Origin of the sequence: Dyella sp. GSA-30 (genome assembly GCF_027924605.1) — a bacterium.
Lineage (GTDB): Bacteria > Pseudomonadota > Gammaproteobacteria > Xanthomonadales > Rhodanobacteraceae > GSA-30.
Genome location: NZ_AP027042.1, coordinates 4,418,816 through 4,432,500, shown reverse-complemented (window position 1 = coordinate 4,432,500; position 13,685 = coordinate 4,418,816). Strand labels below are relative to the sequence as shown.

Genomic DNA, 13,685 nt, shown 5'->3' with positions numbered 1-13,685 from the left:
AACAGCGTTCAAGCAACGGCCAAGAATGCAATCAGTCGCGTTCAGTCGATGTGAGATCGTCCACCACGCGCAGATTCAGTTCACCATCGGCCAGCCGTGCACGTACCTCGGTCGCGGGTTCGACGCCCGCCGCCGAACGCAATACATGTCCTTGCGCGTCAAACAGGATCGAATAACCGCGGTCGAGTGTCGCCAGGGGGCTGACCGCATGCATCGTCCGGCCGGCCTGGTCGAGTGCCTGGCGACGGCGTTCCAGGATGCGCACGATGGCGCGACGCAGGCGCAAGTCCTGCTCGGCCAGCCGTCGCTGCAGCAGGGGCAATTGCTGGCGCGGATGGCGAGCCAGCAACCGGGCATGCAGGCGTTCCAGCCGACGCTGTCGCTGCTGGCTGCGCTCGCGTTGCACCGCATGCAGGCGGCGCAAGAGATGCTTCAGCCGCTCGTGGTCGCGCGCCAGGCGCGCCTGCGGACGCTGTGCCTGCAGGCGCGCATACAGATGATCGCTGCGCTGGCTCAGCGTATGCAGCCGGCGTTGTTGCAGCGAACCTAAGCGCTGCTGCAGTTGGCGCAGATGACGCAGGCTGGCCGCGCGATCGGGTACCAGCAGTTCGGCGGCGGCCGAAGGTGTCGGTGCGCGCAGGTCGGCGACGAAATCGGCGATCGAGAAATCCACTTCGTGCCCGACCGCCGAAACCACAGGTACGTCACTGGCATAAATCGCTCGCGCGACGTTTTCGTCGTTGAAGGCCCAGAGGTCTTCGAGCGATCCGCCGCCGCGGGTCAACAGCAGCACGTCGTAACGGCCGCTGCGGGAGGCCTTGCGCAACATTGCGGTAATTGCCGGCGGTGCTTCGCGTCCCTGTACAGGCACAGGCAACACCTCCACGTCGACCAGCGGCCAGCGACGCGACAGCACGCTCAGTACATCGCGAATGGCCGCGCCGGTCGCCGAGGTGATCACGCCGATCCGGCGCGCATAGTGGGGCAGGGGTTGCTTGTGTTCCTGGTCGAACAGGCCTTCGGCGCCGAGCTGTGTCTTGAGCCGTTCGAACTCCCGGCGCAGTGCGCCTTCGCCGGCCGGTTCCATCTGTTCGGCGACCAGCTGAAATTCGCCGCGGGGCTCGTACAAGCCGACACGTGCACGCAACAGCACATGCATGCCATCGACCGGCTTGAAGGTGAGCCGCGTGGTCTTGGGACGGAACATCGCGCAACGTACCTGCGCGTCGCTGTCCTTGAGCGTGAAATAGATATGCCCGGAAGCCGGTCGCGCCACATTCGACAGCTCGCCCTCGATCCACACCAGTGGCAGCGCATCTTCCAGCAGGCCGCGCACCAGCCGGTTCAGCGAGCTGGGGGTGAGGATCTGCCGTGGCGGGGCGCCGCCTTGGTCGTTGAAGTCGTCGGGGCTGTGCATGAAAGCGCGAGACTAGCACGATTGCGCGGCCGAGCCGATGCTCGCCGTAGTGTTATCGAACAGCGACTTACATGGCTTAGTTAAAGCATTGATTCAGGAGGCGCTGGGCTGATCTTCGGCTTCCTGCAGGCGCCGTCGGTGTCGCCGACGCATCCGCCAGGTACGGATACCCAGGTTGAGCGCGAACCAGGCAGCGAAGAGGCCGACCGGCCAGCCGATCGCGGCCGGCCAAAGGATCGCCACGACCGCGATGACCGCCAGTATCACCGTGCCCAACAGCAGGGGGCCGGTCTCCGTATCGCCCAGTACCCTGCGGTTGCTCAAGGCCGCACCGACACTGTTGGCCAGCCGCAATGCACCGGCGGCCGCGCGACTCGAACTGCCACTACGCTCACCGGGCCGTCGCCGTGGGCGCGGCTGACTGCGACGGATGCTTTCGGCCGCCGTGCGCCGACGCCGTGGCAAGAGCACGATCTCGGTGGCATTGCCCAGATCCCGTTCGTATTGCTCGGCCAGTTGTGTGGCAAAGCCGGCGTCTTCCACCGCGACATCGATCTCGCGATTGTTCAACCAGCTGGCGACATTGAGATTGGATGAGCCGACCCGTCCCCAACGGGCATCGGCCACCGCGGTCTTGGCATGCAGCATCGAGCCGTTCCATTCGAAGACGCGGATGCCGGCTTTCAACAAGGGGCGGTAACCGGAACGCGACATGCCGGCCACCAACGGAATATCGCTGCTGCCCGGCACCAGCAGGCGGACGTCCACGCCGTCCTGCGCCGCCGCGGCCAGGGCTTGCACATAGGGTGCGACGCCGACGAAATACGCATCGGTCAGCCATAACGACTTGCGCGCCATGGCCGCTATTTGCTGGTCCAGGCGATACATGCCGGCGGTAGCAGGTTGCGTGGCGATGACACGCAGTTCGACGCTGCCTGCTTCTTCAACCAGGCCAGGCAGGAAGCTTGGCAGCGGTGAGCCCATGCTGCTCCAGCTTTGCGCAAACGCCTGCTCCAGCTCGGCCACGGCCGGGCCGCGCAACATCACGCCGGTGTCGCGCCAGGGTTCGATGCCACGCTTGGCATCGCCCAACCATTTGGCGCTGATGCACACGCCCGACAGCGAGCCGATACGCCCGTCGACCACCAATAACTTACGGTGGTCGCGGCTGATCCAGCCGAGCGGTTCGCCGAGCTTCGGCGGGTTGAACACACGGACCTGGCCGCCCGCCGCGCGCAACGGTTCCCAGAACCGGGCACGCGACTGACCCAGGCATCCCATCCAGTCGCACACCACCGCCACCAGCACGCCTTGCCGTGCGCGCTCGACCAGTGCGTCGAGGAAGGCGCGGCCGACCTCGTCGTCACGAATGATGTAGTTCTCCAGCAGCACCCGTTCGCGTGCGCCACGGATGGCAGCCAGCCACGCTTCGTAATGCGCGGCGCCATCGATCAACAGTTCGATCGCATTGCCGCCCAGCAGTGGCGCACCGGCCGCCCGGCTGAGGGCTTGCTCGGCCAGCAGGCGTTGGCTTGAAAGAGACTGGTTTGGTGACGCAGGAATCTGAGCTGACATGAAGCTGAGTGTAGGGGACCGGAGGGTATGCGCAATGTCGCTGGCTTCTGTCATGATCGCGCCATGTCGATCACCCATCGTCACACGGATACGGAACTCTGTGCGCTGGACATCATGGCGCGACTGGGCTCGACGCTGCGTATCGCCGCGCCCCTGGGACTGGGCAAGCCGCATGGGCTGCTGAACGCTCTGTATCGACTGACTGCCAATGACGCGTCCTGCTCGATGCGCTTGTACACGGCACTTTCACTGACCCGCCCCCGACCCGCGCCGGGTCTGGAAGCACGCTTCCTGCAACCGTTTCTCGATCGCCATTTCGGCGAGGATTTCGAAGATCCGGCCTACGCGGTCGACCAGGCGCGCAACGCCTTGCCCGGCAATGTTGCCGTGCACGAGTTCTATATGCAGTCCGGTGCGTTGTTGCATTCCAGTAGCGCCCAGCGCGACTACATCAGCCAGAACTACACCCATGTCGCACGCGACCTGGTCGAGCAGGAGATCAACCTGCTGGTGCAATTGGTTGCCCGCCGCGAGACGCCCGAAGGGCCGCGCTACAGCCTCTCGTGCAACCCGGACCTGACGCTGGATTTTCTCGCCCGCATCAAGGCCAGCGGCAAGCCCCGGCCCTTGTGTGTGGCGGTGGTGCATCCACAGTTGCCTTATATGGGCGGCGATGCCGAGGTGCCGGCGGAATTCTTCGATATCGAACTGACCCCGTCGCACTCACCGCGATTGTTCGCGTTGCCACGCGCGCAGGTGGATGTCGCCGAATACGCGCTTGGCCTGCATGCCAGTGCCTTGATCAAGGACGACGGCTGCCTGCAGATCGGTATCGGCACCTTGTCCGATGCGCTGGTCAAGGCGCTGATGTTGCGCCAACAAGAGAATGTGCACTGGCGTCGCGCGCTGGTTGCACTGGATACATCACGCGTCACGCACAAGCTGGCCGCGCGCGGCGGTGGCCTGGCGCCATTCGTGCGAGGCCTGTACGGCGCGAGCGAGATGGTGATGGATGGCTTCATGCAGCTGGCGCGCGTGGGCATTATCAAGCGTCGCTCCTGGGACACGCTGGCACTGGAACGCGCCTCGGCCGAAGGGCGCCTGGATTCGCACACGCCGGGCGGGCATTACCTGCGCGGTGCTTTTTTTCTCGGTTCGCGCGAACTGTACGAGTGGCTGCATGCGACCGAGCAAAGCGATCCGGATGCGATCGACATGTGCCGCGTCTCCAACGTCAACCAGTTGTACGGCGATCATCAGGCGCTGGCCACGCTGCAGCGGCGCGGCGCGCGTTTCTTCAATACCTGCATGATGGCCACCTTGCTCGGTTCGGCGGTGTCGGACGGACTCGATGACGGCCATGTCGTCAGCGGCGTCGGCGGGCAGTACAACTTTGTTGCGATGGCGCACGAGCTGCCGGAAGGGCGTTCGATCCTGTTGCTACGTTCGACCCGCCGCGTGCGTGGCACGGTGCAGTCCAATATCCGCTGGAACTACGGCCACACCACGATCCCGCGTCATCTGCGCGATATCTTCGTCACCGAATACGGCGTGGCCGACTTGCGCGGCAAGACCGACAGCGAATGCATCGAAGCGATGCTTGCGATCACCGACGCGCGTTTTCTCGATGCGCTTTGTGCGGAGGCCAAATCCAACGGCAAGCTCGCGGCCGACTTTCAGATTCCGGAAAAATGGCGTCGCAACACGCCGGAAAATCTGCGCGAGGCGTTGGATCCTTTGCGGCGTAAGGGCCTGTTACCGGAGTTTCCGTTCGGTTCCGATTTCACCGAAGTGGAGCGGCAATTGCTTCCTGCCTTGTCCTGGTTGAAATCGTCCAGCGACAGTTTGCGTGGCAAGTGGGGTCTGGTGCGTGCCGCGTTCCGGCCGGGCGAGTTCATACCCGGCGAAGATGAAGCGCTGCAACGGATGAATCTGGCCGACCCGCATGGGTTGGGTATCAAGGGGCGTATCGAGCGACGGCTGCTGGTGGCTGCCTTGCGTAGGGGCGAGCGGCGATAACCGCATTTCCGGTGGTGTTGTGGCGAGGCGGCTGCGACCGAACGGAGCCTCGAAGAACCTCTGTTTTCATCGTCGTCCCGGCCTTCGCCGGGATGACGAGTAGGTGAGGTTTTCGGGGCTCCGTTAAGTCGCAATACGCCGCAAGCCCAGCTGACAAAAAACAAGGCCATTCAACGCCTTCCCAAGGGTCGCCCCGGTTTGTCATGAAGCCGCCAGCCCGCATGAAGTATCCTTGATACCCCAGCCGCCGCCCTGATGGCGGCTCCAGCCTCCGGTTATTTCGTACATGAGCGTGATCGACCAGCGTTCCACCCTCTTGGCCGCCACGGCCGAACCCGAGCCGCGACGTCCCAGTGTCGGCGTCCAGATCGGCAAGGTCATCGTCGGTGGCGGTGCACCCATCGTGGTCCAGTCGATGACCAATACCGACACCGAGGACCCGGCCAGCACCGCCAAGCAGATTGCCGAGCTGGCGCGCGCGGGTTCCGAACTGGTGCGCATTACGGTCAACACGCCGGCCGCCGCCGCTGCCGTGCCGCGCATTCGCGAACGCCTGGAAATGATGGGCGTGAACGTGCCGATCATCGGCGACTTCCACTACAACGGCCACCAGCTGCTCGAAGCCGAGCCGGCGTGTGCCGAAGCACTGGCGAAGTACCGCATCAACCCGGGTAACGTCGGTTTCGGCAAGAAGAAAGACAGCCAGTTCGCCGCGATCATCGAAAAGGCGATCCAGTACGGCAAGCCCGTGCGCATCGGTGCCAACTGGGGTTCGCTCGACCAGAGCATGGTCGCGACCCTGATGGACGAGAACGCACTACGCGCCCAGCCCTGGGATGCGGCGCATGTCGCACGCGAAGCCCTGATCCGTTCGGCGCTCGACTCAGCGGCGCGTGCCGAAGAGATCGGGCTGGCGCGCGACCGCATCATCCTGTCGTGCAAGGTATCGGGCGTGCAGGAACTGATCGCGGTGTATCGCGATCTGGCCGCGCGTTGCAACTACGCCTTGCATCTGGGCCTGACCGAAGCGGGCATGGGCTCGAAAGGCATTACTGCCTCCAGCGCCGCACTTGCCGTGCTGATGCAGGAAGGCATTGGCGACACCATTCGTATTTCGTTGACGCCCGAACCGGGCGGGGCACGCACGGGCGAAGTCATCGTCGCGCAGGAACTACTGCAAACGATGGGCCTGCGTGCATTCACGCCCTTGGTCACCGCCTGCCCGGGCTGCGGCCGTACCACCAGCGAATTTTTCCAGGAGCTGGCCAAGACGGTGCAGGAGCACGTGCGCGAGAAAATGCCTGAGTGGCGCGTGAAATACGACGGCGTGGAAAACCTCACCCTCGCGGTGATGGGTTGCGTGGTCAACGGCCCGGGCGAATCCAAGCACGCCAATATCGGTATCTCGTTGCCGGGTAATGGCGAGGCTCCCTCGGCACCCGTGTTTATCGATGGCGAGAAGGCGATGACCTTGCGTGGCGAAAACATCGCCGCGGAATTCGTCGGTATCCTCGACAACTACGTTGCCAGCAAATACGTCGCACGCGGTGCCTGAGTGACTCGCGTCGACGATAAAGAGCAAGCCATCGTCGACGTCTGGCACGGCAATGCCGCGCCCTGGACGCGTGCCGTTCGCGAACAGACCATCGAAAGTCGCAGGCTGGTAACCGACGAAGCCATCGTGCGTGCCGTGCTTGCCCAGGCGCCGCGTCGTGTACTCGACGTCGGTTGCGGCGAAGGCTGGCTGGCGCATCGCCTGAGCAAGGCCGGATTGCAGGTGACCGGCGTCGATACCGTGCCCGAGCTGCTCGTCGCGGCACGCATGCAGGGCGGCGATTTTCGAGAGCTTTCCTATGCGGATCTTGCCGCCGGCGCATTGCCTGAACGCTTCGACGCGGTGATCTGCAATTTTTCCTTGCTGGGCAAGGCGTCGGTCGACGATTTGCTCAAGGCCATGCCGACCATGCTGCAGCCGGGTGGCGTTTTGCTGATCCAGACCCTGCACCCCTTGGCCGACAGCAGTGCCCTCTACCTGGACGGTTGGCGCGATGGCTCCTGGGCAGGCTGTGGCGATGGCTTCGGTCAGGCCGCTCCCTGGTACTTCCGGACGCTGGCAGGGTGGCAGGCCAGTTTCGCCGCAGCGGGCCTGTATATCTCAGCGCTGGATGAGCCGCTGCACCCTCGTACGGGTCGTCCTGCCTCGATCGTGTTCATACTCAAGGCCGCCACTCAAGTTTCGGCGTGACCTGCCGGACTCGCACAACGTGCTCAGATGAGGTAATAAGCCGTAGGGCTACCTTGGGGCGCAGAGGGTGGCTCGGGCTTGCCGTGACAAGCGGCGGTTCGACAGGGGGCTGACGCCGCGGAGGACATCCGGAGTGACGATCAAGCCGCAACTGCGTATTGCGTTGATTTACGTCATCGTATCGGTGCTGTGGATCTGGCTATCCGATCGGTTGCTGGTGGCCGTCTTGCACGACCGGTACCTGTTTTATCGGGTCATGGTCCTCAAGGGCTCGTTCTTTGTCGTATGCACCGGCGTACTGATCTACTGGCTGGTTTCGCGCGATATGCGCCGTATGGATCGGGTCAACCAGCGACTGCGCGATGGCCATCTGCAGTCACTGCAGGTGCTGGTTTCGGCCATGGACATCCGGCACAAGGAAACCAGCGACCACTCCGAGCGCGTCATGCGCATGGCCACCGGGCTGGCGCGGCTTGCAGGGATACGCGGGCAGGCGCTGCGCAATCTTCGTTTCGGTGCCTTGTTGCACGACATAGGCAAGCTGGCCTTGCCCGATAGCGTATTGGTCAAGGCAGGCCCGCTCACCCCGGACGAAATCGCGGTGATGCGAACCCATACGCGCATCGGTCATGAGATGTTGCGGCAGATCGAGTTTCTGCGTGATGCCACCGATATCCCGTTCGCGCATCATGAACGCTGGGACGGTGCCGGTTATCCGCAAGGCTTGAGCGGGGAAATGATTCCGTTGGCAGCACGGGTCTTCAGTGTGGTGGACGTATGGGATGCACTCAGTCATCCGCGCGTGTACAAGCCCGCGTGGCCGGAAGACCAGGTCATCGACTATTTGCGTAATGCCGCCGGCAGTCAGCTCGATCCGCACCTGGTGAAACTGTTCCTTGCGCATTACGACGAACTGGTTTTGCTGGGCACCAACGAGGTGCCCGAGTTGCTCTCGATCTAGTGATCAGATGGCATCGCCAGCGACCAGACCTTCGTCGCACAGGCGCGCCAACAGCTGCGGCGTAAACTCCGACCAGTTACCCGGCTGACCAGGCAGGTGGTTGAGCTGCGCCACCACGCGCAAGAACTGCGCGCGCGGGTATTCCACGGCGCCCATGCTCAGCAGATGCGGGTTGGTGACCTGGGCATCGATCAGAGGAAAATCCCAGCCCCGCAGCAGCCGCGCCAGGGCGATCAAGGCCAGCTTGGAGCCGCCGCTTTCGCGGCTGAACATCGATTCGCCACAGAACAGCCGGCCGACCGCGACGCCGTAGACGCCACCGACCAGCCGCTCGCCATCCCATACTTCCACGCTATGCGCATGGCCGGTCTTATGCAGCGCCACATAGGCCTGGACCATGGCCGGAATGATCCAGGTCCCGATCTGTCCCGGCCGTGGCGAGGCGCAGGCTTCGACCACCTCACGGAAGGCATGGTCGATGGTGACGCGCCAGCGTTGGCGGCCCAACAGCCGTCGCAGGCTGCGGTTGGCGTGCAGTTCGGCGGTATGAAAAACGCAGCGCGGATCGGGCGACCACCACAGAATCGGCTCGTCGTCGTTGAACCACGGAAAGATGCCCTGCGAGTACGCGGCCAACAACCGGCGCGGAGTCAGATCGCCGCCAAACGCCAACAGCCCATTGGGCTCGCGCAGCGCGTTGCGCGGGTTGGGGAAGCGCTCCGGCCGCGTGCTGTCGAGTAGGGGCAGGGTGAGCGTTGCTGACATGGGGCTTAGCCTAACCTACGGCGGCGGCTTTTTTCTCGGGTGCGCATGCGCCCTTTCTTATCCGCATCACCATTTGCCTGATGTATTTCACGACCGCATCGGGGCGATCTCCCTGGATGTCGTGCCCGCTGAGCGGAATCAAAATATTGCGACCCTGGGTGGACAGATTTGCGATGCGGTCGTGGCCAGCCATCCAGGCAGCTCGGGCGGCGCTGGCTTGCGCCAGCGGGTAGTCGTGAAATTGATTTCCGGCCGTCAGCACCACCAGCGGCATGTCACCGAAATTCGGGTGCGCATGGCGAACTTCGAGTTCGGTGGGCGAAAGGCCGCCGCCGGGCGGAGCGATACCTTGTTCCATTTCCGATACATACGCGGCCTGTTGTTTGGCCTGACTGCTTTCGCGATCGAGCGCACGGTGAATGAGCTGGTCCGGATTGGGCGGATCGTCCAGGCAGGCGGCATGCTGAGGCCGCTGCAGCTTGCCTTGCGTGGCCCACGCAAGACATTGCCTGGCCTGATCCATATCGTTGGCGTCCTCTGCCTTCCACGCCTGTTTTTCCGCAGCTGTCCAATTCGCGGTAATGACGTCGTCTTGTCCGACAAACGCCGGGTCGACAAATAGCAGGCCCGCGACATCGTTGGGAAAGCTTGCGGCGTAAAGACTTTCGTAGAGGCCGCCGCTCGAGTGACCGACGAGTACAACCGGTGTTGTCAGCGGGGCACGATGAATCAACCGATGCAGGTCGTCGACGATATGCAACGCATCGGAGGGTCGTTGCGCGGCGTCGCTGAAACCGAAGCCCGCACGATCATACGAGCAGGCGCGCGTAAAACCCGCCACGGCCCGTTGGACTTTGCGAAACGCTATCGAGTCTTCGCCCAACCCGGCTTCGAAAATGACCGTCGGCGCGCCTTGGCCCAGGCAGAAGAGATTCAGTCGTCGGCCGTGATCGATGTCGACCAGGGTGTGGGCGTGGGTATATTCGATCGATGGCACGGTAGGGAAGGTGGCTGCGTGTGCGGCGCATAGGGTGGCTACGTAGAGTGCGACCGAGGCGGGCTTGATCAAAGCGCCCCCTCACCCCAACCCTCTCCCCCGGCGAAGCCAGGGGAGAGGGGGCAGAACTTGCCTCAGTCGAACTCCCTCTCCCCTGGCTCTGCCGGGGGAGAGGGTTGGAGCCTGCCCCGGACTTGATCCGGGGGTGAGGGGGCGCTTTTGAATCTCACCGCTGCGCATACGGACTATGCTCCATCAAATCCTGTGCATACCCATCCATATGCAAGGCCTCGCGTTTCAAGGCCTGGCGTACTGCGTCGCGAAAACCTTCGTCGGCAAGATAGTGGCGTGAATGCGTGCGCACCGGCAGAAACCCGCGTGCGAGCTTGTGTTCGCCCTGCGCGCCCGGTTCGAACCGTTGCAGACCATGTTCGATCGCATAGGCGATGCCCTGGTAGTAGCACAGCTCGAAGTGCAGGCCGGGCAGGTCGACCGTGGCGCCCCAGTAACGTCCGTACAAGGTGTGACTGCTGCGCAAGAACATCGCCATCGCAAAGATGGTCGAGCCGCTGCGTGCGATCGCCACCTGGACACGATCGCCCAGGCGTTGGCCCAGGTCGACGAAAAAAGCTTCGGTCAACGCAGCATGATTGCCCTTGGCGTCGAACGTCGATTCGTACAGCGCATGGATCTGATGCCACTGCTCGGCGTCGAGCGAATCGCCGCCGCGCATTTCGATGCGCATGCCGCTCTGCATGACCTGGCCACGTTCATGGCGGATGTTCTTGCGCTTCTTGTGATTGAGCGCCGCGAGAAAATCGCCGAAATCGCTGTAGCCGCGGTTGGGCCAGTGAAACTGCACATCCGAGCGTGCCAGCCAGTGTTCGTCAAACGCTGGCAGATCGTCATCGGTAAGAAAGTTCGCGTGCGCCGATGACAGACCGTAGCGATCGACCTGGGCGCGCATGGCTGCAACCAGCGCCTGGCGTCGCAGATCGCTTTCGGCCGTGTTGCCGACCAATAGACGCGCGCCGGTCACCGGCGAATAGGGCACGGCGTTGAGCAGCTTGGGATAGTAGTCGCCACCGGCGCGCTCCCAGGCGCCCGCCCAGCTCCAGTCGAACACGAACTCGCCGTGCGAATTGCCCTTGAGGTAAAGCGGCGCGGCGGCGACCAGCTTGTCGCCTTCATGCAGCACGAGGTGATGCGCGCGCCAGCCAAAATCGTCCCGGATGCAGCCGGTGGTTTCCAGCGCCGACAGAAACGCATGCGACAGAAAAGGATTGTCATCCGGGAGCAGGGCATCCCAGGCGGCAGCGGGCAAGTCGGCGATGCTTTCGTGGAAGCGGGCTTCGATCACTCGGGAGACTTTAAGGGCGAGAACGTGTTCCCTTGGTTGTCATCCCGGCCTACGCCGGGACGACGAACTGGGTGAGGCCATAGCGCAGATCAAACCACTGGTGTCTGCTGATCCAGCCAACGTTCCGCATCCAGCGCGGCCATGCAGCCGAAGCCGGCCGAGGTCACGGCCTGACGATACACATGATCGGCGACGTCGCCCGCGGCGAACACGCCGGGGATATTGGTCATCGTCGCCATGCCGTCCAGACCCGAACGGATCTTGATGTAGCCGTCGCGCATGTCCAACTGGCCGTCGAAGATGCCGGTGTTGGGCGTGTGGCCGATCGCCACGAAGAAGCCGGTGACATCCAGGTCGCGGGTGGCGCCGGTGTTCACGTCTTTCACGCGCACGCCGTTCACACCGCTGTTGTCGCCCAGTACCTCATCCACCGCGTGGTTCCAGATGAGCTCGATCTTGCCGGCGGCGGCCTTCTCGAACAGCTTGTCCTGCATGATCTTTTCCGCGCGCAATTTGTCGCGACGATGCACCAGGTACACCTTGCGGGCGATATTGGACAGGTACAGCGCCTCTTCGACCGCCGTATTGCCGCCGCCGACCACCACCACGTCCTGCTCGCGGAAGAAGAAGCCGTCACAGGTGGCGCAGGCCGATACGCCCTTGCCCTTGAAATGCTCTTCGCTGGCCAGGCCCAGGTACTTGGCGGTCGCACCGGTGGTAATGATCAGTGCGTCGGCGGTGTACTCGCCTGAATCGCCCTTGAGGCGGAACGGGCGCTGCTTCAGGTCCACCGTATGGATATGGTCGAACACCATCTCGGTCTTGAAGCGCTCGGCGTGCTCGGCCATGCGCTGCATCAAGGCGGGCCCCTGCAACCCCTCCACGTCACCCGGCCAGTTGTCGACGTCGGTGGTGGTCATCAGCTGCCCGCCCTGCTGCAGGCCGGTGATCATGGTCGGCTTCAGGTTGGCGCGGGCAGCGTACACGGCAGCCGTATAGCCGGCGGGGCCGGAGCCCAGGATCAGCAGGCGGCTGTGCTTAGGGGTCGTCATTGATATAATCCTTAAAGTTTGCAGGCAGCTTGAATCACTATTCGCTCCACATCCTGCGGCGGTTTCACCTAAGACCGCCTTCAGGCATCAGAGAACGAGTTTTGAACCCGCAAGGATGGGGAAGACACGCAGCCGATTCAAGGCGCAGGCGACTGTAACGCTATCCGCGATGGCCAACATCGCGGTTTTTTGTGCACTGACAGGATCTCCCACTCCCCATGCGTATCGGCATTCCTTCTGAAACCAAGACCCTAGAGGGTCGCGTTGCCCTGGTCCCCGCTGCCGCCGCCGACCTGGTTCGCCGCGGCCACGAAGTATTCATCCAGGCCGGCGCCGGCCTGAAGAGCGGCTTTTCCGACGAGTCATACACCAAGGTCGGCGTGAAACTGGCCGCTGACGCCGCCGCCCTGTACGAGGCTGGCGAGCTGATCGTCAAGGTGAAGGAGCCGGTCGCTGGCGACCTGGCCCTGCTCAAGAAGCACCATCTGCTGTTCTGCTACCTGCACCTGGCCGCCGAGCCGGCGCTGACCAAGAGCCTGCTGGACATCGGCCTGACCGGCGTCGCATTCGAATCGGTCGAGGAAGACGGCGGCCTGCCGCTGCTGCTGCCGATGTCGGTGATCGCCGGCCGCATCGCCACCCAGATCGGCACCACGCTGCTGCATCGTCCGCAGGGCGGCAAGGGCAAGCTGCTGGGCGGCATGGCCTCGACCCCGCGCGGCAAGGTCGTCGTGCTGGGCGCGGGCGCTGCCGGCGGCAATGCCGCTGCGCTGGCCGCCGCTGCCGGTGCCAACGTGGTGGTGTTCGACAAGCGCCAGGACCGCCTGGCCGAAATGATGGCGATGGGCCCGAACGTCACCGCCCTGTACGCCTACGAGTCCTCGGTGGCCGAAGAAGTGCGCGATGCCGACATCGTCGTCGGTGCCGTGCTGATCCCCAGCGCCAAGGCGCCGCGCGTGGTCACCGAAGAAATGGTCAAGACGATGGAGCCCGGCTCGGTGCTGGTCGACATTTCGATCGACCAGGGCGGCTGCTTCGAGACCTCGCGTCCGACGACCTGGAAGGAACCGACCTACGACGTGCACGGCGTGACGCATTTCTGCGTGACCAACATGCCGGGCGCCGTGCCGCAGACCTCGTCGGTGGCCATCTCGGCCGCGATCCTGCCGTACGTGCAGCGTCTGGCCGGCGGCAACGAGTGGCGCGACTTCGCTCCGCTCAAGGCCGGTATCAATGTGGACGGCGGCAAGCTGGTGCACCCGGCCCTGCTGGGCTGATAGGCTCCGCCCGATGG

General features: G+C 63.7%; 11 protein-coding genes. 5 read left to right on the top strand and 6 right to left on the bottom strand.

What is annotated here, in order from left to right; all coding sequences use genetic code 11:
• Positions 1-31: 31 nt before the first annotated feature.
• Both xseA and QMG46_RS18690 read right to left on the bottom strand, forming a co-directional pair.
• Complete coding sequence (gene xseA / locus QMG46_RS18695) at positions 32-1,417, bottom strand: exodeoxyribonuclease VII large subunit (RefSeq protein ID WP_281849378.1); 1,386 nt, start codon at positions 1,415-1,417, stop codon at positions 32-34.
• A 93-nt stretch (positions 1,418-1,510) separates the two neighbouring features.
• The gene (locus QMG46_RS18690; protein WP_281849377.1) at positions 1,511-2,992 is read right to left on the bottom strand and encodes a phospholipase D-like domain-containing protein; all 1,482 of its coding nucleotides are present in this window, start codon (positions 2,990-2,992) and stop codon (positions 1,511-1,513) included.
• A 63-nt stretch (positions 2,993-3,055) separates the two neighbouring features.
• Between QMG46_RS18690 and QMG46_RS18685 the strand changes: the two genes are divergently transcribed.
• The 4 genes from QMG46_RS18685 (at position 3,056) to QMG46_RS18670 (ending at position 8,217) form a co-directional block, all read left to right on the top strand.
• Positions 3,056-5,011, top strand: coding sequence for an acetyl-CoA hydrolase/transferase C-terminal domain-containing protein (locus QMG46_RS18685; RefSeq protein ID WP_281852924.1), 1,956 nt, complete (start codon positions 3,056-3,058; stop codon positions 5,009-5,011).
• Positions 5,012-5,297: 286 nt separating this feature from the next.
• On the top strand, positions 5,298-6,566 hold the full coding sequence (gene ispG, locus QMG46_RS18680) for a flavodoxin-dependent (E)-4-hydroxy-3-methylbut-2-enyl-diphosphate synthase (RefSeq protein WP_281849376.1): 1,269 nt from the start codon (positions 5,298-5,300) through the stop codon (positions 6,564-6,566).
• Positions 6,567-7,256 carry a class I SAM-dependent methyltransferase gene (locus QMG46_RS18675; protein ID WP_281849375.1) on the top strand — a complete coding sequence of 230 codons (690 nt, stop codon included), beginning with the start codon at positions 6,567-6,569 and terminating at the stop codon, positions 7,254-7,256.
• A 133-nt stretch (positions 7,257-7,389) separates the two neighbouring features.
• A complete protein-coding gene (locus tag QMG46_RS18670) occupies positions 7,390-8,217 on the top strand; it encodes an HD-GYP domain-containing protein (protein WP_281849374.1) in 828 nt (275 codons plus the stop codon).
• A 3-nt stretch (positions 8,218-8,220) separates the two neighbouring features.
• Here QMG46_RS18670 and aat read toward each other — a convergent pair whose 3' ends face one another.
• The 4 genes from aat to trxB all read right to left on the bottom strand — a co-directional run bounded on the left by aat (position 8,221) and on the right by trxB (position 12,391).
• A complete protein-coding gene (gene aat, locus QMG46_RS18665; protein WP_281849373.1) occupies positions 8,221-8,982 on the bottom strand; it encodes a leucyl/phenylalanyl-tRNA--protein transferase in 762 nt (253 codons plus the stop codon).
• A gap of 10 nt (positions 8,983-8,992) precedes the next feature.
• A complete protein-coding gene (locus QMG46_RS18660) occupies positions 8,993-10,051 on the bottom strand; it encodes an alpha/beta fold hydrolase (RefSeq protein ID WP_281849372.1) in 1,059 nt (352 codons plus the stop codon).
• 154 nt (positions 10,052-10,205) lie between these two features.
• Entirely contained in the window at positions 10,206-11,339 is a 1,134-nt protein-coding gene (locus QMG46_RS18655) for a GNAT family N-acetyltransferase (RefSeq protein WP_281849371.1), read from the bottom strand.
• Between the two features lie 89 nt (positions 11,340-11,428).
• Complete coding sequence (trxB, locus tag QMG46_RS18650; RefSeq protein ID WP_281849370.1) at positions 11,429-12,391, bottom strand: thioredoxin-disulfide reductase; 963 nt, start codon at positions 12,389-12,391, stop codon at positions 11,429-11,431.
• Between the two features lie 218 nt (positions 12,392-12,609).
• Here trxB and ald point away from each other — a divergent pair, with 218 nt between their 5' ends.
• Positions 12,610-13,668 carry an alanine dehydrogenase gene (gene ald, locus QMG46_RS18645; RefSeq protein WP_281849369.1) on the top strand — a complete coding sequence of 353 codons (1,059 nt, stop codon included), beginning with the start codon at positions 12,610-12,612 and terminating at the stop codon, positions 13,666-13,668.
• The last annotated feature ends 17 nt before the right edge of the window (positions 13,669-13,685 follow it).

Excerpts from the sequence above, each read along its gene's own strand:
- xseA (WP_281849378.1), bottom strand. The coding sequence starts at position 1,417 with ATGCACAGCCCCGACGACTTCAACGACCAAGGCGGCGCCCCGCCACGG.
- QMG46_RS18690 (WP_281849377.1), bottom strand. The coding sequence starts at position 2,992 with ATGTCAGCTCAGATTCCTGCGTCACCAAACCAGTCTCTTTCAAGCCAA.
- QMG46_RS18685 (WP_281852924.1), top strand. The coding sequence starts at position 3,056 with ATGTCGATCACCCATCGTCACACGGATACGGAACTCTGTGCGCTGGAC.
- ispG (WP_281849376.1), top strand. The coding sequence starts at position 5,298 with ATGAGCGTGATCGACCAGCGTTCCACCCTCTTGGCCGCCACGGCCGAA.
- aat (WP_281849373.1), bottom strand. The coding sequence starts at position 8,982 with ATGTCAGCAACGCTCACCCTGCCCCTACTCGACAGCACGCGGCCGGAG.
- trxB (WP_281849370.1), bottom strand. The coding sequence starts at position 12,391 with ATGACGACCCCTAAGCACAGCCGCCTGCTGATCCTGGGCTCCGGCCCC.
- ald (WP_281849369.1), top strand. The coding sequence starts at position 12,610 with ATGCGTATCGGCATTCCTTCTGAAACCAAGACCCTAGAGGGTCGCGTT.